Genomic DNA, 19,685 nt, shown 5'->3' with positions numbered 1-19,685 from the left:
CACCTTCCCACCCCCTGTGGCGCGGATCGCGCAACGCTACCTGGAGGAACTCATCATGACCACGCAGTCCCCTCTCGTCGTCGACCTCGCCGCGGTCGCCCCCAACCGCCGGCGCGGTGGCGATGTGCGCGCCATGCTCACGCCGCCTCTGGTGGGCGCCACGAGCGGCTTCATGGGGATGGCCATCGTGGGGCCCGGAGAACGGGTCACCGAGCACTACCACCCGTACTCCGAGGAGTTCGTGTACGTCGTCAGCGGCGACATGGAGGTGGACCTGGACGGCGAGGCGCATCCGCTCGGCCCCGACCAGGCGCTCCTGATCCCCATCAACGTGCGGCACCGGTTCCGCAACGTGGGCAGCACCGAGGCCCGGATGGTCTTCCACCTCGGCCCCCTGGCGCCGCGCCCCGAGCTCGGTCATGTGGACACGGAGTCCGCCGAACCCGCCGAGGCGACGTCGTGACCCGACGGGTGGTGGTCACCGGGCTCGGCGTCGTCGCCCCCGGGGGCATGGGCGTTCCGGCGTTCTGGGACATGCTCACCGCGGGCCGTACGGCCACCCGCAACATCACGCTCTTCGACGCGGAGCGGTTCCGCTCCCGGATCGCCGCCGAATGCGACTTCGACCCGCTGGCCGGCGGTCTGACCTTCGAGCAGATCGAACGCTCCGACCGCTATGTGCAGTTCGCGCTGGTGGCGGCCAAGGAAGCGGTCCGGGACTCCGGGCTGGACCTCCAAGCGCTCAACCCCTGGCGGATAGGGGTCTCCCTGGGCAGCGCGGTCGCCGCCTCCACCCGGCTGGAGCAGGACTACGTCAAGGTCAGCGACGCCGGAGAGCACTGGGATGTGGACCACCGCAAGGCGGGTCCGCATCTGCAGCACGCGTTCTCCCCGAGCGCGCTGTCCTCCGGGGTGGCGGAGCTGACCGGTGCGCAGGGCCCCGTGCAGTCCGTCTCCACCGGCTGCACCTCCGGTCTCGACGCGATCGGATACGCCTTCCAGGCGATCGAGGAGCGGCGGGCCGATGTGTGCATCGCCGGGGCCGCGGACTCGCCGATCACCCCGCTGACCGTGGCCTGCTTCGACTCGATCAAGGCCACCTCGGCGAACAACGACAACGCGGCCACCGCCTCCCGGCCGTTCGACGCCCACCGGGACGGCTTCGTCCTCGGCGAGGGCGCCGCCGTGCTGGTCCTGGAGGAACTGGAGCACGCCCGGGCCCGAGGGGCGCGGGCCTACTGCGAGTTCCGGGGCTTCGCCACCTACGGCAACGCGTACCACATGACCGGTCTGACGCGGGAGGGGCTGGAGATGTCCGAGGCGATCGACCACGCGCTCGGCCACGCCCGCGTCAACAGCGACGAGATCGACTACGTCAACGCGCACGGCTCGGGCACCAAGCAGAACGACCGGCATGAGACGGCGGCCGTGAAGCGGTCCCTGGGCGAGCACGCGTACAAGACCCCCATGAGCTCGATCAAGTCCATGGTGGGCCATTCGCTGGGGGCGATCGGCGCCATCGAGGTGGTCGCCTGCGCCATGGCTCTCGCCCATGGCGTGGTGCCGCCGACGGCCAACTACGAGACCCCCGACCCCGAATGCGACCTCGACTATGTCCCGCGCACCGCCCGCGCCCTCCCGCTGCGCAATGTGCTGTCGGTCGGCAGCGGGTTCGGCGGCTTCCAGTCCGCGGTGGTGCTGGGCCGGACGGACGGGAGGGCGGCATGAACGCGGCGATGAACACCCGGAACCGGGGCGCGGCCATCACGGGCATCGGTGTGATCGCCCCCAACGGGGTGGGCACCGACGCCTTCTGGAAGGCGACCCGGGAGGGAATCCCCTGCCTGGACCGGATCTCCCGCGAGGGCAGCGGCCACTTCCCGGTCCGGATCGGCGGCCAGGTCCGCGGCTTCGATCCGGGCTCGATGATCGAGGAGCGCTTCCTCGTCCAGACCGACCGCTTCACCCACTTCGCGATGGCCTCGGCCGATCTCGCGCTGGACGACGCCCGGCTGCCGGTGGACGACATGTCGCCGTTCGCGGTGGGCGTGGTGACCGCCTCCGGTTCCGGGGGCGGCGAGTTCGGCCAGCGCGAGCTGCAGCAGCTCTACGGCAAGGGGCCGCGCTATGTGGGCCCGTACCAGTCCATCGCGTGGTTCTACGCGGCCAGCACCGGCCAGGTCTCCATCCGGAATGGGTTCAAGGGCCCCTGCGGGGTGGTGGCGAACGACGAGGCCGGCGGTCTGGACGCGCTCGCACACGCCCGCCGGTCCATCCGGCGGGGGGCGGACGCGATGGTGGCCGGCGCCTCCGAGGCATCGCTGGCCCCGTACTCCATCGTCTGCATGCTCGGCTGGGACGAGCTCAGCCGGGCCCGCGACGCGGGCCGGGCCTATCTGCCGTTCACCGAGGACGCCTGCGGATTCGCGCCCGGGGAGGGCGGGGCGATGCTGGTCGTGGAGGAGGAGGGGGCCGCCCGGCGCCGCGGGGTGCGGATCCGGGGCTTCATCGCGGGGTACGGCTCGACCTTCACCGGGGCCTCCCGCTGGGAGCGGTCCCGGGAGGGGCTCGCCCAGGCCATCCGCGTCGCCCTGGAGGACGCGGAGTGCGCGCCGGAGGAGATCGACATGGTCTTCGCCGACGCCCTCGGCGTGCCCGAGGCCGACCGCGCCGAGGCGCTGGCCATCGCCGACGCCCTAGGGCCGCACGGCACGCGGGTCCCGGTGACCGCGCCGAAGACCGGATTCGGCCGGGTGCACTGCGCCGCCCCCACGCTCGACGTGGTGGCCGCCGTGCTCTCCATGGAGCACCGCGTCGTGCCCCCGACCCCGTACGTCACCGACGTCTGCCATGAGCTCGACCTGGTCACCCGCAGCTCCCGCCCCGCCGAGCCGCGGACGGCGCTGGTGCTCAGCCGAGGGCTCATGGGTTGCAACGCGGCGCTCGTGCTCCGCGGACCGGAAGGAGATTACTGATGTCCAGTCAACTGTCCTATGGGGAACTGGCCACGCTGATGAAGCGGTGCGCCGGGCTCACCGTCGATCCGGACACGATGCAGACCCGGCCGGACTCCACCTTCGAGGAGTACGGCCTGGACTCGCTTGGTCTGCTCGCCATCGTCGGTGAGCTGGAGAACCGGTACGGCACCCCGATCGAGCCGGGTGCCGAAAGCTGCAAGACCCCCGGGGACTTCCTCGACGTCATCAACACCTCACTTACCTCAGGAGCATGAAGATGGCAGGCCACACCGACAACGAGGTCATGATCAAGGCGCCGTTCGACCTCGTCTGGAACATGACCAACGACCTGGAGAACTGGCCGCAGCTCTTCAGCGAGTACGCCGCGGTCGAGGTGCTCCAGCGGACCGGGGACACCACCACCTTCCGCCTCACCATGCACCCCGATGAGGACGGCAAGGTCTGGAGCTGGGTCTCGGAGCGGGAGACGGCCCGCGATGTGCGCACGGTGTGGGCCCGCCGCGTCGAGCCCGGCCCCTTCGCGTACATGAACATCCGCTGGGAGTACGAGGAGGAGTCCGAGGGCACTCGCATGCGCTGGACCCAGGACTTCGAGATGCGGCCCGACGCGCCGGTCGACGACCCCACGATGACCGACCACATCAACCGCAACTCCCGTATCCAGATGGATCTGATCCGGGACAAGATCGAGCAGCGGGCCCGGGAGACGGTGAGGGCATGAGCAGGTACCGCACCATGATCGTCGCCAAGATGCAGCGGGACGCGGCCCCCCAGGTCGCCAAGATCTTCGCGGAGTCCGACCGCGGCGAACTCCCCAAGCTGATCGGCGTCACCGGCCGCAGCCTCTTTCAGTTCGGCGATGTGTATCTGCATCTGGTCGAGGCCGACCGGCCGCCGACCACCGAGGTCACCAAGTACGCCAAGCACCCGGAGTTCCGCGACATCAGCGCCCGTCTCCAGCCGTATATGCAGGCGTACGACCCGGCGACCTGGCGCGAGCCCAAGGACGCCATGGCGCATGAGTTCTACCGCTGGGAGCGCGACGGGGGCTAGCGGACGCGTCCCCCCGCACGGGGCCGCCGACGGAGTTCACACTCCCGGCGGCCCTTTCCTTATGCCCCGTCAGCGAAAATCTCACACTACTGGGCTCATCGGAATGATGTCTGCCGAAAAGGTGAAAGGGCGTCAGTCCATTCGCGCGGCGAATGAGTGATCATTGCGCTTATCTACACCCAGAGGGCTTACAACAGAGCAGATCGCAGGCCGCGCCGAGTGGCAGGGGGAGCCCTCTTCGCTGACGGTGGACAAGACGCCGATGCGATCCCTTTATCTGGCAAATAGTCAGTATCGCGACGGCGCCGGAAGGAATGACTCATGCGATCTACTCGCGCACTCTTCACCGGGGCGGCGATTGCCGCCACCCTGACCCTGGGCGCCCCCGCCGCCGCGTTCGCCGCCGACGTCTCGGACCCGGGCGGTCACGGTGGGTACTCGAGCAGCCAGGAGTCCTCCGAGGACGGCTACGGCCAGGGCGGCAGCTCCTGGAAGGACAAGGACGACCACGGCCGCGAGGACGGCCGGGAAGACCACGGTCGCGAGGACGGCCGGGAAGACCACGGTCGCGAGGACGGCCGGGAAGACCACGGCAAGGAAGAGATGAAGGGCAAGGACGAGGGCGGCGACTTCGACCACGGCAAGGACGAGGGCCGCGACTTCGACCACGGCAAGGACGAGGGCCGCGACTTCGACCACGGCAAGGACGAGGGCCGAGAGCACGAGTGGGACGGCAAGAAGGACGACCACGAGTGGTCCGGCGGTTCCTGGAAGGACCACGAGAAGGGCGAGAAGCCGCGCGGTGGCGTCCACACCGGTGGTGGCGGCATGGCCACCACGGGCAGCGGCATGGCCGCCGGCTCCGTCCTGCTCCTCGGTGGTCTCGGCGCCGGCGCCTACGCCCTGCGTCGCCGCAAGCCGACCGGCACCGCGATCTGAGCCTGACGCTTTCGTAATTCCGTGCTGCCGTGGCACCTCCGCCGAGCGGTGGTGCCACGGCAGCGCCACGAGCACTGCGAAAAAGCAGCTGTGAGAAAAGCACCGCGAGAAAGACACCGAAAGGCGCTGTGAGAAAGGCGAACACCCCTATGGGAAAGCCGGCCAAGCAGGGCGCTGCCGACAGCAACACCCGCATCCTCCGCTGGGGAGCCGCGTCGGCCCTCATCGGCGTATTCCTCATCTACAACTCCGTCGACGCCGCCTCCCAGAACACCCCGGCGTCGGCCCGGCCCGCGGCCAGTTCCCCCGCGTCCATCTCCGAACCGGAGAGCGATACTTCGGTCGAGGAGGAGTACTCGGACTCGCCGGATTCGACGGCCGCCCCCGAGTCCCGTCCCGGACCCGCGCTGCCGCGCTCCCCCGCGTCCCATCTGGACATCCCCTCGATCGGCGTGAGCGCGCCCTTCACCCCCCTCGCGCTGGACGCGTCGGGTGTGCTGGTCCCGCCTCCGGACACCGAGCAGAACCTGGTGGGCTGGTACCAGGGCGGCCCCTCCCCCGGTGAACGCGGCAACGCCATCGTGGCCGGGCACGTGGACACCAAGATCGGCCCGGCGGTGTTCGCCACCCTCAGCCAGCTCAAGCCGCAGGGCAAGGTGGCCATCACCCGCGAGGACGGGATCGTCGCGACCTTCGTCGTCGACAAGATCAAGACGTTCAAGAAGAACGCCTTCCCCGACCAGAAGGTGTACGGGGACACCCCCAATGCCCAGCTCCGGCTGATCACCTGCGGCGGGGTCTATGACCACACGGCCAAGGACTACACGGCCAATGTGGTGGTGTTCGCGCACCTCAGTTCGTACCGCTACAGCTGACGGACCGACAAGCAAACCCAGCACACGCCACGGTGCCCGCGTCGTCGAGGACGGACGACGCGGGCACCGTGCGTGGCGTGTGCGGCTAGCGGCGGCCCGTGGCGGGCACCGTGGAGTCGAAGGCGTGCAGCGCGCCGTTGACCGGCCGGATGTCGGTCACGTTCAGACCGGCCTCGGTCATCCGCGTCACCATGCTGTCCTCGGTGTGCTTCCGGCCGCCCACGTTGAGCAGCAGGAACAGGTCCATCGCCGTGGTGAAGGAGGAGGGGCTGTTGTCGACGAGGTTCTCGATGACGACCACCCTGGCGCCGGGCCGCGCCGCCGCGACCACGTTGGCGAGCGTCCGGCGGGTGCTCTCGTCGTTCCATTCGAGGATGTTCTTGATGATGTAGAGGTCGGCCTCGACGGGGACCTCACGACGGCAGTCACCGGGCACCAGCGTCGCCCGCGAGGCCAGTGGCCCGCCGTCCCGCAGCCGCGGATCGGCGTTGGCCACCACCTGCGGCAGGTCCAGCAGCGCGCCCTGCAGCGCCGGATGCCGCTCCAGGAGGCTCGCCAGCACATGGCCCTGGCCGCCGCCGATGTCCACCACGTCCTTGACCCCGTCGAGGTCGAGGAAGGCGGCGACATCGGCGGCGGACTGCCGGCTGGAGGTGGTCATCGCGGCGTCGAACACCCGGGCCGACTCGGGCGCGTCCTCATGGAGATAGGCGAAGAAATCCTTGCCGTAGATCTCATTGACGACACAGCCGCCGCCGCGCACCGCCCGGTCCAGCAGCGGCCACGCCTCCCAGGTCCACGGCTCGGTGCACCACAGGGCGATGTTCCGCAGACTGCCCGGGGTGTCCTCGCGCAGCAGCCGGGACATCTCGGTGTGCCGGAAGTGGCCGTCCGCGGTCTCCGCGAAGATCTGACAGCAGGCCAGGGAGCGCAGCAGCCGGCGCAGCGGATCGGGCTCGACGTCCACGGCGGAGGCCAGTTCGCCGATGGAGGCGGGCTGCTCCCCCAGCGCGTCGGCGATCCGCAGCCGGACCGCGGCGCGCACGGAGGCCGCCCGTGCGGCGCCGAAGACGATCTCCCGCAGTCGCATGGGCGGCGGGAGCGCGGCCGGTGGGGGCTGTGCCGCGGCCCCGGGGGTGGTGGTGTCCACAGTGGTCATGACGTCGCCTCTCAGCACCGGCCCGTGGGCGCGGACAGCTCGCACACGTTGTCGGTGAAGGTGTTGTCGGGGCCCTTGTCCCGGTCGGCCAGGTCGGCGGGCTTGTTGCCGCTCATCACGTTCCGGCTGATGGCGTTCTTGGCGTTGGGGGCGCCCACGGAGCTGGTGAACAGCACGATCCCGCCGGACATGGGCGAGGTGCCCACGTTGCCGGTCACCTGGTTGCCCGTCACCCGGGTGCCCTCGGTGCCGGTGAGCACGATGCCCGCGCCCTGGATGAAGGGGAGCCGGTCGGTGGCCTCGCAGTAGGCGTTGTTCTCGTACACGGAGTTGTGGCGGACGTTCAGGTCCCCGGCGCGCGGGGTCGATTCGTCGCCGACGACGAACACCCCGGCGCAGTTGCCGGTGATGGTGTTCCGCTCGACGGTGAGGTCGCGCAGCCGGCGGACCACGACACCGGTCCGGTTGCCGCTGAGCTGGTTGCCGGCGACCAGGGTGCCCAGGGCGTCGGTGGCGCCGCCCTCGGCGTCCATGGTGTTGGCCAGGAAGATGCCGGACTGCTTGTTGCTCCGCGAGACGTTGTCGGCGAAGGTGCCGCGGGTGGACATCTCCTGGCCCATGCCCTGCTGGCCGTTGTCCTCGGCGACGGTGTCCCGCACGGTCATCCGGTCGGTGCCGGAGCCCCAGATGCCGTTCTTGGCGAAGCCGGTGACCTTCAGTGAGCCGATCCGTACATCCGAGACGGGGTCTTCGGCCGTCCCGGTGACGCAGATGCCGTGACCGGCCGCGCCGCAGGCGTTGTCCGACGGCTTCGCGGCCGGGGAGAGCACGGTGCTCTCGCCCGCGCCGAGCAGGGTCAGCCGGTCGGTGGTGATCTGGATGTTCTCCCGGTAGGTGCCGGGCCGGAGCTCGATGGTGTCGCCGGGCTTGGCGGCGTCCACGGCGGCCTGGACGGACTGGCCCGGCTGCACCACATGGCGGGTCGCGGCCTGGTCGGCGGGGTCGACGGGGGCGGCGTGGGCTCCGGGGAGCTGGGCGAGTTCGATGACGAGGACGGCCGTGAGGCCGGCGAGGTGACGAAGTTTCGGAGTGCGCATGAACAGGAAGCTAGGTGCGCTCCGCACCACTCGCCACTTATGATCTGCCTGTCACCTATGCACCGGATTCCCCCACTTGGCCCCCTATTCGAGCACGCGCGAGGCCCCGACCGGCAGATCCCACAGCTCCGCGCGCGGGCGGCCGGTGGCCTCCCAGGCCGCGCGGATCCGGTGCAGCGGCTCCAGGGGCGGCTCGGCCGCGAGCAGAAAGGTCGACCAGTGCATGGGCGCCAGCACCCGCGCCCCCAGGTCCTGATGCGCCCGTACGGCGTCCTCCGGATCGGTGTGCACCCCGTCCAGCATCCAGCGCGGCTCATAGGCGCCGATGGGCAGCAGCGCCAGATCGATGCCCGGGTAGCGGCGGCCGATCTGCCGGAACCAGTGGCCGTAGCCGGTGTCCCCGGCGAAGTACACCCGTCGGCCGCCGGGCGCGGTGATGACCCATCCGCCCCACAGCGAGCGGCAGGTGTCGGTGAGAGTGCGCTTGCTCCAGTGGTGCGCCGGGACGAAGTCGAAGCGGACCGGGCCGTCCTCGCCGGGCAGTTCGGCCGCCTCCCACCAGTCGAGCTCGGTCACCCGGGTGAATCCGCGGGTCCGGAACCAGCCGGCGAGCCCGGCCGGGACGAAGACCGGCGTCGTCCTCGGCAGCCGTTTGACGGTGGGTGCGTCCAGATGGTCGTAGTGGTTGTGGCTGATGACGACCGCGTCGACGGGCGGCAGATCCTCCCAGCGGACCCCCACCGGAGTGACCCGGGCCGGGGTGCCGAGGATCCTGCGGGACCAGACCGGGTCGGTGAGCACGGTGAGCCCGCCGATCCGCACCACCCAACTGGCGTGTCCCGCCCAGGTGAGCGCGGTCCGGCCGGGGACGGGGAACGGCAGCGGCCCCGGTTCGAAGGGCAGCTCGGGGATCTGGCGGAGCGACTCCACGGACGGTCTGAGCCGCCCCTCCCGAGCCAGCCGGGCCACCGCCCGCACCCCCGGCAGCGGGGAGGTGAGCCGATCGGCGAACGACCGCGGCCAGCGGCGGATCTCGTACAGCGGACGGGGGGCGGTCGAGTCGGGGATGGCTGGACCGGGGGCGGCCGGATCGGAGGTGACCGGACCGGGGCCGGCCGGCTCGGAAGTGGCCGACCAGGGGGCCGCCGGATCGGAGGCGATCGGATCAGGGATAGCCGGATCGGGGACGGCCGGATCGGACGTGGCCGGGAGCGGCCGGGGCCGTTCGGCCGGTTCCGCCGGCTCGGCCTGCTCGGTCATGGCCTGGCTCCCTTCCCTCTCTGGTCCGGCCCTTCCGTGCCGGCGCGTCATGGCTGCGGTCCCGGGCGGCTCAGGCCACCGGACCGTCCTCGATCAGGTCACGGAAGGCCGACTCGAAGGCGGCCAACGCCGCGGCCACATGGGGCAGTTCCAGCGGATCGGGCGCCTGGAGCGCCCGCAGCCGCAACTCCTCCGCCGCGCCGAGCAGCGGCAGCGTCGCCAGCCGGAGCCGCAGGGTGTGCGGGGGGTCGCCGAAGCGATGGCCCCCGGCCACGCTCCGGCCGATCCGCCGCACCAGCTCGCGCTCCAGCTCCACCGAGTCGGTGATGCCACGGGCGGCGAGCACCCCGCGCAGCTCGTCGAGGTCGGCGTAGAGATGGCGGCCGGCCTGCGGCGGGCGGGCCAGCGCCCCGACGGCGGTCAGCGCGCGGTAGGCGGCCGCGGCCACGGCCCCGTGCGCCCGGGCCGCGGCGGCCATCCGGCCCCGGACCGGCTCGGGCTCGCCGAGGGCGTACACGGTGGCCGCCGTGATGGACGCGGGCAGCCCGGAGCGTACGGCGGTGAGCAGGGACAGCACCCGGCCGCGCAGCTCCACACCGCGCTCGGTGGCCGGGAACCGGGCGATCGCGGCGGGCCAGCCCGCCGGAGTGAAGGCGCCCACCAGATCGGAGAGCACGATCACGTTCTCGGGGCTCATCTCGGCGGGGCTGAGCAGCACCGTGCCGTGCGGATGGTGGACGGTGTCCCGCCAGGTCTCATCGCTGACGATCAGCAGCCCCTCGGCCACGGCCGCCTCGCACACCTCGTGCAGCAGCTCGGGCGGGGCCACGGTGCCGGTGGGGTCGTCGGCCACCGAGAGCAGCAGGACCCTGGGCACCCCGCCCTCGGCGCGGATCCTGCGGACGATCTCCAGCAGCGCGAACGGATCGGGCAGCCCACCGCATTCGGCCGGGACGGGCGCGTGGTGGGCGCGCCGGTTCACCAGCCGTACCAGCGGCGCGTACCAGGCGGCGCAGGGGCGGGGCAGCAGTACATCGCCGCCGGGGGCCGAGGCGAGCAGCGCCAGCAGCAGCGGCTCGGCGCCGGGGGCGACCACGACATGCTCCGGGTCGGTCCACAGCCCGCGCCGCGACCAGTAGTCGCAGGCCGCCGAGCGCAGCCCGGCCGAGCCGCCGACCGGCTCCGGCGCGGTGCGGCCGGCCGTCGCGACGAAGCTGTCGAGCAGCTCCGGGAGGACCGGCAGCCCGCCGTCGTCCCGGTCCGCCGGAGCCGGGGCGGTCCACTGCCGCTGCATTCGCCACACCTCCGCCCGCGCCGGACGCGTCACCACCTGCGTATGTCCACCTTCGCAGATCTCCGGCGCCGTTTCGCGGAAGGCGGCCGGGGGACCCGGGCGCCATGACAGCCATGCCGGAACAGCACGATGTGGTGGACGTCCTCACCGCGGACCACCACGCGGTGCGCAACCTCTTCGAGGGGTACCGCGCCACCACCGACCCCGACCAGCGGCGGCAGCTCGTCGACCGGATGACGGTGGAGGTGGTGCGGCACTCCGTGGCCGAGGAGATCTATCTGTACCCCACGGTCCGCAAGGCGCTGCCGAACGGCGACCGGATCGCCGACAAGGAGATCGAGGAGCTGACCGAGGCCGAGCGGATCCTGTCCGACCTGGACGGCGTGGACCCCCGGGACCGGCGGTTCGACCCGCTGGTACGGGATCTGATGGACGTGGTGTCCATGCATATCCGCGGCGAGGAGGACCTCGTCTTCCCCGAGCTGCGGGAGCGGCTCACGCCCGAGGAGCGGATGATGCTGGGCCTGCGCGTCGGTGAGGCGGCGGCCGCGGCGCAGGGCGTACCCCCGGTCAGCCCGGAAGGTCCCGGTCCGGGCCGGACGCTGGCCGACCGCGTCCGGGAGCGGCTGACCGGCCGAACGCGATGAGCTCCTTCTCCAGGCCACGGCCGCGGGTGCGCACCACGGTCTCGGCGAGCTCCGCCAGCTTGTTGTTGGTCCGCTGGGAGAACCGGCGCAGCAGATCGAACGCCTGGTCCGCGTCGCACCCCAGGACGTACATGACGATGCCGCACGCCTGGTCGACCACCGGCCGGGTGCGCAGCGCCGTGTCCAGCTGGTCGACCTGGACGAGGGCGGCGCGGTAGAGCCGGTCCCGGGCCATGCTCTCGGTGGCCAGGTCGCCGAGCAGCTCGGTGGCGCCCTGGGCGGCCTTCTTCAGGGGGCCGGGGCGCAGCCCGTAGACCGAGATGGTCACGGTGAGCCCGTCGCAGACGAAGGGCAGGGTGGCGGTGGACCGGACGCCCGCGTCCAGCGCCCGGGCCCGGTAGCGCGGCCAGCGGTCGTCGTGGAGCAGATCGTCGGCGCCCGCCGGGCGGCCGGTGTCGAGCGCCGCGAGGATCGGGCCCTCCCCGGCGCGCATCTGGACCGACACCAGCGCGGACAGATCGGGGTGGGTGGCCGCCGTGGTCCGGTCGGCGGCGGCGGCGCCGGAGGACTCCTCGGCGAGCACGGCGGTGGCGGTGGCCCCGCAGCTGTCGGGCGTGCCCGCGGCGGCCTGCTCGGCCAGTTCGGCCAGGCCGCGGCCGAGGGAGGGCGCGTCGGTCTGGCAGGCCGTGCGGATGTGCGTACGGTCGGGCATCGCCGGGTCCGCTCCTTTCGCTCCGGTGCGATGTGCGCTTACGGCCCCGTCCCCGTCCGGGCCCCGATTTCTTCGCCTTCCCACGGCATTGAGCGGAAAACGACACCCGGGCCGTCCGCCGCGTCCGGTCAGGCTACGGTGTGCCCATGCCAGGCGCTCAGGAGTTTGGTGCGGAGCTCACAGATTTCCGCAGACGGGTGGACGAATTGCGGACCGCGCGGGCCTCGCTGCCCGCGCAGGAGCGGCTGTCCTTGCTGGACGCCGCTCTTTTCGAGCTCCAGCACGTGGCCGACGTGCTGTGGCCGCGGTACGAGGGGCTGACGGCGGCCTCCCGGAGCCGCGGTGGGGACCGGGCCGACCCGCAGGAGCAGCAACTGCTGCGGGCGCTGTTCCAGCGGCTGCCGGTCCCGGCGGTCCTGCTGGACCGCGACACCGTGGTGCGGCGCATGAACTTCGCCGCCACCCAGCTCTTCAACACCCGCGCCGGATACGCCACCGGGCGCCCGCTCGCCGCCTCGCTGCGGCGCGACGGGCAGGCGGCGCTGCGCTCGCAGGTCGCCGCGGTCGCGCGCGGCGAGGGCGACCGCAGTCTGACGGTGCGGCTGTCGCAGCCGTCGGCCGACGGTGAGGTGCGGGTGACCCTGGCCGCGCTGCGACCGCCGGGCGAACCCCATCCGGCGGTGCTGGCGGCGTTCCAGCCCGGGATGACCGGCCCCCCGGCGGGCGAGGGGACGGCCGGGGCGCGGCGCCCGGAGTCCCGGCCGGACCTGGCGGAGGTGACCCGCCATGCCGAACTGCTGGACCTGGCCGACGACATGGCGGCGGCGCTGCTGAGGGTGGCGCTGGCCGGGGGCGGTCCGGAGGCCGTGCTGGCCAGGGCCGCGGAGGTGCTGCACGGCCGGTTCGCGGACTGGGTGATCGCCGACCTGGCCCCGGAGAGCGGTCCCGGCGCCCCGCGCCGGGTGGTCGCGCTCGGCCCGCGGGACGCGGTGGGCGACCGTACGGCGTCCCTGGCCGAGCAGGACCCGGCCGACTGCCCCCTGGTGGTGGACGCGCTGTCCGACGGGGTCTCCGCGCTGCGGGTGAGCCCGGCCGACGCCGACGCCTTCGGCCGGGACGCGACGGGTGCGCCCGTGCTGGTGCGGGAGGAGGTCACCTCGCTGCTGTGCATACCCCTGCGCGCCTCCGCCACGGATCCGGTCCGCGGGGCGCTCACGCTCTTCCGTACGGGCGGGCGCGGCGCCTTCGAGATGGCGGAGGCGGGCGTGGCGGACCGGATCTCCCGCCATGTCGCCCTGGCCATGCCGCGTACGGCTCGGCGCGCACCGGCGCCGGGGGCGTGAGCCGGGGCCTGAGCCGGAGCCTGACCCGCTTCCGGTCCCGGCTCAGGCAGCAGCCGCCGACCCGTCCGACCCGCGTCCAGCCCCGGCCCAGGCTGCACCGGCACCGGCCCGCCTGGGCGGGCGGGCGCGTAGGGCGGGTGTCGCCGATCGGGCGGAAGACGTGCGTCCGGGAGGCACCGAGCCGGTCCGCGATCTGGCCCTGAAAGTACCGCTTGACCTCCCCGGCCACGGGCGGGATCGACGGCCCGTCCGGCAGGGCGGCGGTCCGTAGCCCACTGGGCGGGTGCCCGTCAGCACACCGGGCGCATGCCCGTTCCAGCGCGGGGCGCGCGTGCCCGTTCGGCACAGCGCGTACCCCAGCGCCGGGCGCGTGCCGCCCCAGCACCGGGCGACCCACGTGCCCGTCCCGCGCCGGATCAAACGAGGTTTCCTTCACCTGGCGCCGGTTACCCGTCGCATCTGCCGACATTCGCCGGCTCCGCGCTCGAGGAGGGCCCATGACCGAGTACGGCTATTTCCTGGCCGCCGAAGAACACGGGCCCGCGGACCTCGTCGAGCAGGCCCGGATGGCGGAGCAGGCCGGTTTCAGCGCGTTGTGGATCTCCGACCACTACCACCCCTGGAACGACGCCCAGGGCCAGAGTCCCTTCGTCTGGTCGGTGATCGGCGCACTCGCGCAGGCCACCAGCCTGCCCGTGCAGACCGCGGTGACCTGCCCCATCATCCGTATCCACCCGGCCATCGTGGCCCAGGCCGCCGCGACCGGTTCGGTGCTGCTGGAGGGCCGCTTCCGGCTGGGCGTGGGCAGCGGCGAGGCGCTGAACGAGCATGTGCTGGGCGACCGCTGGCCGCCCGCGCCGATCCGGCTGGAGATGCTGGAAGAGGCCGTGATGCTGATGCGCCAGCTCTTCGAGGGGCGCCGCGTCACCCATCACGGCAAGCACTACACGGTGGAGAACGCACGGCTGTACACGGTGCCCGAGGAGCCGGTGCCCATCGACATCGCGGCGTTCGGATCGGCCGCCGCCGCGCTGGCCGGGCGGGTCGGCGACGGCTTCATCACCACGGTCCCGGACGCGGAGCTGGTGGCCCGGTTCCGGCGCGGCAGCGGCGCCGGGGGCAACAGCAAACCGGTCCGCGGCGGGGTGAAGGTCTGCTACGGCCCGGACGCCGACGAGGCGCTGCGCACCGCCCACCGGCTGTGGCCGACCGAGGCGCTGCCCGGCGGGGTGCTGTCGACGCTGACCACCCCGGGCCAGTTCGAGCAGGCCGCCCGGCTCGTCACCCCCGAGCGGCTGGCCGAAAAGGTGGTCTGCGGGGATGACGTGGAGGCGCATATCGGCGCGCTGAACGCGTACGCCGACGCCGGATTCGACACCGTCTACGTCCATCAGATCGGCCCCGACCAGCGGGGCTTCTTCGACTTCTACCGCACCAAGGTGCTGCCGCAGGTGGCCCGCTGAGAACCGCCGCGGGGGGCCGGGGCCGACAACCGCCACGCGTGGCCGGTGGAGGACCGCCACACGTGGCCGAGTGAGGGCCGCCACGGGCGCCCGGCGGGGAACGGCCCGCCCCGAACCGTGAGAACGGCTGAACCACCGAGAGGAGCGATGACCCACCATGACCATGAAAGTGGCCGACTACATCCTCGCCCGACTGTCCGAGTGGGGTGTCGAGCATGTCTTCGGCTACCCGGGGGACGGCATCAACGGCCTGCTCGCCGCATGGGGGCGGGCCGAGAACGAGCCCCGGTTCATCCAGGCCCGGCACGAGGAGATGGCGGCCTTCGACGCCGTCGGCTACGCCAAGTTCAGCGGGCGCCTCGGGGTGTGCGCGGCCACCTCGGGCCCCGGCGCGATCCACCTGCTGAACGGGCTGTACGACGCCAAACTGGACCATGTGCCGGTGGTGGCCCTGGTCGGCCAGACCCACCGCAGCGCGATGGGCGGCTCGTACCAGCAGGAGGTGGATCTGCACAGCCTCTTCAAGGACGTGGCCTCCGACTTCCTGGAGACGGTCACCGTCCCCGAGCAGCTGCCCAATGTCCTGGACCGGGCGATCCGCACCGCCTACGCCCGCCGCGCCCCCACCGCCGTGATCATCCCGGCGGATGTGCAGGAGCTGGACTACTCCCCGCCCACCCATGAGTTCAAGATGGTGCCCTCCAGCCTGGACCGCAGCGGCTGGTCCGCGGTGCCGTCCAGCACCGCGGTGGAGCGGGCCGCGGAGGTGCTGAACGCGGGCGAGCGGGTGGCGATCATGGTCGGCCAGGGCGCCGCCGGGGCGCGCGCGGAGGTCCAGCGGATCGCCGAGACCCTCGGCGCCGGTGTCGCCAAAGCGCTGCTCGGCCTGGATGTGCTCAGCGATGAACTGCCCTATGTCACCGGGTCCATCGGGCTGCTGGGCACCCGGCCCTCGTACGAGATGATGCGGGACTGCGACACGCTGCTGACGATCGGCTCCAGCTTTCCGTACGCCCAGTTCCTGCCGGAGTTCGGCAAGGCGCGCGGCGTCCAGATCGATCTCGATCCGCACATGATCGGGATGCGCTATCCGTACGAGGTCAATCTGGTCGGCGACGCGCGCGAGACCCTGCTCCGGCTGCTGCCGCAACTGGAGCGCAAGAAGGCGCGCGGCTGGCAGGAGGAGATCATCTCGGCCGTACGGCGCTGGCGCGAGGTGACATCCCAGCGCGCGGAGGTGTCCGCCGACCCGATCAACCCCGAGTATGTGGCCCACTGTCTGGATCCGCTGCTGCCCTCCGACGCCATCATCACCTGCGACTCCGGCTCCGTCGCCAACTGGTACGCCCGCCATCTGCGGATGCGCGGCGAGATGCGCGCCTCGCTGTCGGGCACGCTGGCCACGATGGGCTGTGGGGTGCCGTATGCGATCGGCGCCAAGTTCGCCCATCCGGACCGGCCGGCGGTGGCGCTGGTCGGGGACGGCGCGATGCAGATGAACGGCATGGCGGAGCTGATCACGGTGGCCAAGTACCGCCAGACGTGGGAGGACCCCCGGCTGGTGATCGGCGTCTGGAACAACCAGGACCTCAACCAGGTCAGCTGGGAGATGCGGGCGATGGGCGGGGCGCCGCAGTTCCTGCCCTCGCAGGAGCTCCCCGACGTCTCCTACGCGCGGTTCGCCGAATCGCTCGGCATGACCGGCATCCGGGTGGAGAAGCCCGAGCAGGTCGAGCAGGCGTGGCGGGAGGCGCTGGCCGCGGACGGCCCGGCGGTCGTGGAGTTCCTCACCGATCCGGCCGTACCGCCGATCCCGCCGCATGCCACCTGGGAGCAGATGGAGGCCACGGTCGAGTCGATCATCAAGGGCGACTCGGACCGGGCGGGCATGGTCCGCCAGGGCCTGAAGGCGAAGGTGCAGGGGTACCTGCCGCACCGGAAGAAGGCTGCGGAGGACAAGGCCACGGACGCCACGGACGACGCCTGACGTACCCATGGCCACCCGTAGCCCCTGAGGTACCCGTTTCGACCCCGTCCGCGCTGGCTACCCGCCGCATCGGACGAATGCGATACCCGGACCGGAAGGACGTGAGCAGCAATGAAGGTCGCCTTTCTCGTCGCCCCGGAAGGCGTGGAACAGGTCGAGCTGACCGACCCCTGGCAGTCGGTCCGGGACGCCGGGGGCGCCCCTCGTCTGGTGTCCACCAAGCCCGGCCGCATCCAGGCGTTCGACCACCTCGACAAGGCGGACACCTTCGAGGTCGACCAGGTGGTCAAGGACGCCACGGTCGGGGAGTACGACGCCCTGGTGCTGCCCGGCGGGGTCGCCAACCCCGACTTCCTGCGCCTGGACAAGGCGGCCGTCGCCTTCGCCAAGGGCTTCTTCGACGCGGGGAAGCCGGTGGCCGCGATCTGTCACGCCCCCTGGACGCTGGTGGAGGCCGATGTGCTGCGCGGCCGCACCCTGACCTCCTGGCCGAGTCTGCGCACCGACATCACCAACGCCGGCGGGACCTGGGTGGACGAGCAGGTCAAGGTCTGCACCAGCGGTCCCAACGCCCTGATCACCAGCCGTAAGCCCGATGATCTCAAGGCGTTCAGTGAGGCGTTCCTGGAGGAGTTCTCGAAGACGACGAAGGGATCGGCATCATGACGGAGGACCGCAAGGAGCGGCAGCGCGACCACTACCGCGCCCCCGACCCGGCCGAAGGACCGCTGACCACCGACCAGGGCGTGGCGGTCGACCACACCGATGACTCCCTCACCGTGGGCGAACGCGGCCCGACGCTGATGGAGGACTTCCACTTCCGCGAGAAGGTGACCCATTTCGACCATGAGCGCATCCCGGAGCGGGTGGTGCACGCGCGGGGCGCGGGCGCGTACGGCTACTTCGAGCCGTACGAGTCCTGCGCGGAGTTCACCCGCGCCGCCTTCCTCCAGGATCCGTCCGTGCGCACCCCGGTCTTCGTACGGTTCTCCACCGTGCAGGGGCCCCGGGGCTCGGCGGACACGGTGCGGGACGTGCGGGGCTTCGCGACGAAGTTCTACACCTCGGAGGGCAACTACGACCTGGTCGGCAACAACATGCCGGTCTTCTTCATCCAGGACGGGATCAAGTTCCCCGACTTCGTGCACGCGCTCAAGCCGGAGCCGCAGAACGACATCCCGACCGGCGCCTCCGCCCATGACACCCTGTGGGACTTCGTCTCCCTGCAGCCCGAGACCATGCACATGATGATGTGGCTGATGTCGGACCGGGCGATTCCGCGCAGCTTCCGGATGATGCAGGGCTTCGGGGTGCACACCTTCCGCTTCGTGGACGCGCAGGGGCACGGCACCTTCGTGAAGTTCCACTGGAAGCCGAAGCTGGGCGTCCACTCGCTGGTGTGGGACGAGGCGCAGGAGACCGCGGGCCGCGACCCGGACTTCAACCGGCGCGATCTGTGGGAGGCGATCGAGGCGGGGCAGTACCCCGAGTACGAGCTGGGGGTGCAGCTGATCCCGGAGGAGGACGAGTTCAACTTCGACTTCGATCTGCTCGACGCCACGAAGCTCATTCCGGAGGAGCAGGTGCCGGTGCGGCCGATCGGCCACATGGTCCTGAACCGCAACCCGGACAACTTCTTCGCGGAGACCGAGCAGGTGGCCTTCCACACCGGGAACGTCGTCCCCGGTATCGACTTCACCAACGACCCGCTGCTGCAGGCCCGGAACTTCTCGTATCTGGACACCCAGCTCATCCGGCTGGGCGGCCCCAACTTCTCGCAGCTCCCGGTCAACCAGCCGGTCACCCCGGCCCGGACCAACCACCGGGACGGCTACCACCAGACCATGCTCCACAAGGGCACCAACTACTCCCCCAACTCACTCGGCGGGGGCTGCCCGGCCCTCGCGGGCGCGGACGGCTACGCCTTCTCCCACTACGCGGAGCGGGTCGAGGGCCACAAGATCCGCGAGCGGAGCGAGTCCTTCAAGGACTTCTACAGCCAGGCCGCGCTGTTCTGGAACAGCATGAGCGACTGGGAGAAGCGCCATATCGTGGACGCCTTCCGCTTCGAGCTGGGCAAGGTCGGCGCGATGCATGTGCGGGAGCGCACGGTCGAGCAGCTGGCCCAGATCGACTACGACCTGGCCTCGCAGGTGGCCCAGGGCATCGGCGTGGCGATGCCGGAACCGGGCGCCAACAACCACAAGCCGCAAGCCTCGCCCGCGCTGAGCCTGGAGAACCTCCAGGGCGACGGCTCGATCCGCACCCGCCAGATCGCGGTACTGGTCACGGACGGGGTGGACACCGCCCAGCTCACCCAGGCCCAGGAGGCACTCACCGCCCAGGGCGCCGTCGTCGAGGCCCTCGCCCCGCACGACGGCAAGGTGGTCGGCGCCGACGGCAACGGCTACGCGGTCGACCGCGCCCTCCCCACGGTCGCGTCCGTCCTCTACGACGCCGTCCTCCTCCCCGGCGGCCCCACCGGCACCCCCGACCTGGCCTCCGACAGCGCGGCCATGCGCTTCGTCCGCGACGCCTACCGCCACGGCAAACCCATCGGCGCACTCGGCTCAGGCGTCGGCGTCCTCTCCTCCCTCGACCCGCAGGGCCTCCACATCGCCTCCGGCCACGGCCACGTCTGCGCCGACCGCGGCGTGGTCACGGACACGACGACGGGCGCGGCGAGCGAAGAATTCACCAGGGCCTTCATCGAAGCGGTAGCGGCCCACCGGCACTGGGACCGCCCGCAGGTCCGCTGCTGAATTGCGCGGGGCGCGGTGGGCCGGTAAGCGGGCGGGGGTGTGGAGCGGAGTGTCCTCCGCTCCACACCCCCGCCTACGGCGTTTGAGGAGCCGGGGCACCAGCCCCTCCGGCGTTT

Annotated in this window: 19 protein-coding genes; 14 read left to right on the top strand and 5 right to left on the bottom strand. The window is 71.7% G+C overall.

Going from position 1 to position 19,685, the window contains the following annotated elements:
* The first annotated feature begins 55 nt into the window (after positions 1–55).
* From CGL27_RS36330 to CGL27_RS36295, 8 genes are all read left to right on the top strand, one after another.
* Positions 56–463, top strand: coding sequence for a cupin domain-containing protein (locus CGL27_RS36330; RefSeq protein ID WP_078647270.1), 408 nt, complete (start codon positions 56–58; stop codon positions 461–463).
* Positions 460–1,728: a beta-ketoacyl-[acyl-carrier-protein] synthase family protein gene (locus CGL27_RS36325; protein WP_119991969.1), complete on the top strand. Its 1,269-nt coding sequence runs from the start codon at positions 460–462 to the stop codon at positions 1,726–1,728. The genes CGL27_RS36330 and CGL27_RS36325 overlap by 4 nt, the downstream gene beginning before the upstream one ends.
* Positions 1,725–2,975, top strand: a complete 1,251-nt coding sequence (locus CGL27_RS36320) for a ketosynthase chain-length factor (RefSeq protein ID WP_240450753.1) — start codon at positions 1,725–1,727, stop codon at positions 2,973–2,975. Before CGL27_RS36325 ends, CGL27_RS36320 begins: the two co-directional genes overlap by 4 nt.
* A complete protein-coding gene (locus CGL27_RS36315; protein ID WP_014055766.1) occupies positions 2,975–3,232 on the top strand; it encodes an acyl carrier protein in 258 nt (85 codons plus the stop codon). The genes CGL27_RS36320 and CGL27_RS36315 overlap by 1 nt, the downstream gene beginning before the upstream one ends.
* Before the next feature lie 2 nt (positions 3,233–3,234).
* Complete coding sequence (locus tag CGL27_RS36310) at positions 3,235–3,699, top strand: SRPBCC family protein (protein ID WP_119991968.1); 465 nt, start codon at positions 3,235–3,237, stop codon at positions 3,697–3,699.
* Positions 3,696–4,031, top strand: coding sequence for a TcmI family type II polyketide cyclase (locus tag CGL27_RS36305; protein ID WP_078640277.1), 336 nt, complete (start codon positions 3,696–3,698; stop codon positions 4,029–4,031). The genes CGL27_RS36310 and CGL27_RS36305 overlap by 4 nt, the downstream gene beginning before the upstream one ends.
* A gap of 321 nt (positions 4,032–4,352) precedes the next feature.
* Complete coding sequence (locus CGL27_RS36300; RefSeq protein WP_119991967.1) at positions 4,353–4,970, top strand: hypothetical protein; 618 nt, start codon at positions 4,353–4,355, stop codon at positions 4,968–4,970.
* Positions 4,971–5,119: 149 nt separating this feature from the next.
* Complete coding sequence (locus CGL27_RS36295; RefSeq protein WP_119991966.1) at positions 5,120–5,845, top strand: class F sortase; 726 nt, start codon at positions 5,120–5,122, stop codon at positions 5,843–5,845.
* Between the two features lie 85 nt (positions 5,846–5,930).
* On the opposite strand, the gene CGL27_RS36290 is transcribed toward CGL27_RS36295, so the two are convergent.
* The 4 genes from CGL27_RS36290 to CGL27_RS36275 all read right to left on the bottom strand — a co-directional run bounded on the left by CGL27_RS36290 (position 5,931) and on the right by CGL27_RS36275 (position 10,655).
* A complete protein-coding gene (locus CGL27_RS36290) occupies positions 5,931–7,004 on the bottom strand; it encodes a methyltransferase (RefSeq protein ID WP_119991965.1) in 1,074 nt (357 codons plus the stop codon).
* A gap of 11 nt (positions 7,005–7,015) precedes the next feature.
* Positions 7,016–8,101, bottom strand: a complete 1,086-nt coding sequence (locus tag CGL27_RS36285) for a right-handed parallel beta-helix repeat-containing protein (RefSeq protein WP_119991964.1) — start codon at positions 8,099–8,101, stop codon at positions 7,016–7,018.
* Positions 8,102–8,185: 84 nt separating this feature from the next.
* Positions 8,186–9,361 (bottom strand): MBL fold metallo-hydrolase, encoded by a 1,176-nt coding sequence (locus CGL27_RS36280; protein ID WP_240450752.1) that lies wholly within the window; start codon positions 9,359–9,361, stop codon positions 8,186–8,188.
* 70 nt (positions 9,362–9,431) lie between these two features.
* Positions 9,432–10,655: an aminotransferase class I/II-fold pyridoxal phosphate-dependent enzyme gene (locus CGL27_RS36275; protein WP_119991963.1), complete on the bottom strand. Its 1,224-nt coding sequence runs from the start codon at positions 10,653–10,655 to the stop codon at positions 9,432–9,434.
* Between the two features lie 104 nt (positions 10,656–10,759).
* On the opposite strand from CGL27_RS36275, the gene CGL27_RS36270 reads away from it, so the two are divergent.
* The gene (locus tag CGL27_RS36270; RefSeq protein ID WP_119991962.1) at positions 10,760–11,302 is read left to right on the top strand and encodes a hemerythrin domain-containing protein; all 543 of its coding nucleotides are present in this window, start codon (positions 10,760–10,762) and stop codon (positions 11,300–11,302) included.
* Here CGL27_RS36270 and CGL27_RS36265 read toward each other — a convergent pair.
* On the bottom strand, positions 11,226–12,014 hold the full coding sequence (locus CGL27_RS36265) for a GAF and ANTAR domain-containing protein (protein WP_119991961.1): 789 nt from the start codon (positions 12,012–12,014) through the stop codon (positions 11,226–11,228). The genes CGL27_RS36270 and CGL27_RS36265 overlap by 77 nt on opposite strands.
* A 146-nt stretch (positions 12,015–12,160) precedes the next feature.
* Here CGL27_RS36265 and CGL27_RS36260 point away from each other — a divergent pair, with 146 nt between their 5' ends.
* The 5 genes from CGL27_RS36260 to CGL27_RS36240 all read left to right on the top strand — a co-directional run bounded on the left by CGL27_RS36260 (position 12,161) and on the right by CGL27_RS36240 (position 19,569).
* Positions 12,161–13,357, top strand: coding sequence for a PAS domain-containing protein (locus tag CGL27_RS36260; RefSeq protein ID WP_119991960.1), 1,197 nt, complete (start codon positions 12,161–12,163; stop codon positions 13,355–13,357).
* Positions 13,358–13,854: 497 nt separating this feature from the next.
* Positions 13,855–14,820, top strand: coding sequence for a TIGR03557 family F420-dependent LLM class oxidoreductase (locus tag CGL27_RS36255; protein WP_119991959.1), 966 nt, complete (start codon positions 13,855–13,857; stop codon positions 14,818–14,820).
* Positions 14,821–14,977: 157 nt separating this feature from the next.
* Positions 14,978–16,807, top strand: coding sequence for a thiamine pyrophosphate-requiring protein (locus tag CGL27_RS36250; RefSeq protein ID WP_119991958.1), 1,830 nt, complete (start codon positions 14,978–14,980; stop codon positions 16,805–16,807).
* Positions 16,808–16,918: 111 nt separating this feature from the next.
* Complete coding sequence (locus CGL27_RS36245; protein WP_119991957.1) at positions 16,919–17,473, top strand: type 1 glutamine amidotransferase domain-containing protein; 555 nt, start codon at positions 16,919–16,921, stop codon at positions 17,471–17,473.
* Complete coding sequence (locus tag CGL27_RS36240) at positions 17,470–19,569, top strand: catalase (RefSeq protein WP_119991956.1); 2,100 nt, start codon at positions 17,470–17,472, stop codon at positions 19,567–19,569. Before CGL27_RS36245 ends, CGL27_RS36240 begins: the two co-directional genes overlap by 4 nt.
* The last annotated feature ends 116 nt before the right edge of the window (positions 19,570–19,685 follow it).

Source organism: Streptomyces sp. 11-1-2, assembly GCF_003595545.1.
In the GTDB taxonomy this organism is placed as follows: Bacteria; Actinomycetota; Actinomycetes; order Streptomycetales; family Streptomycetaceae; genus Streptomyces; species Streptomyces hygroscopicus_B.
The sequence above is the reverse complement of the archived record's forward strand: the minus strand, read 5'-3'. Positions and strand labels throughout refer to the sequence as shown.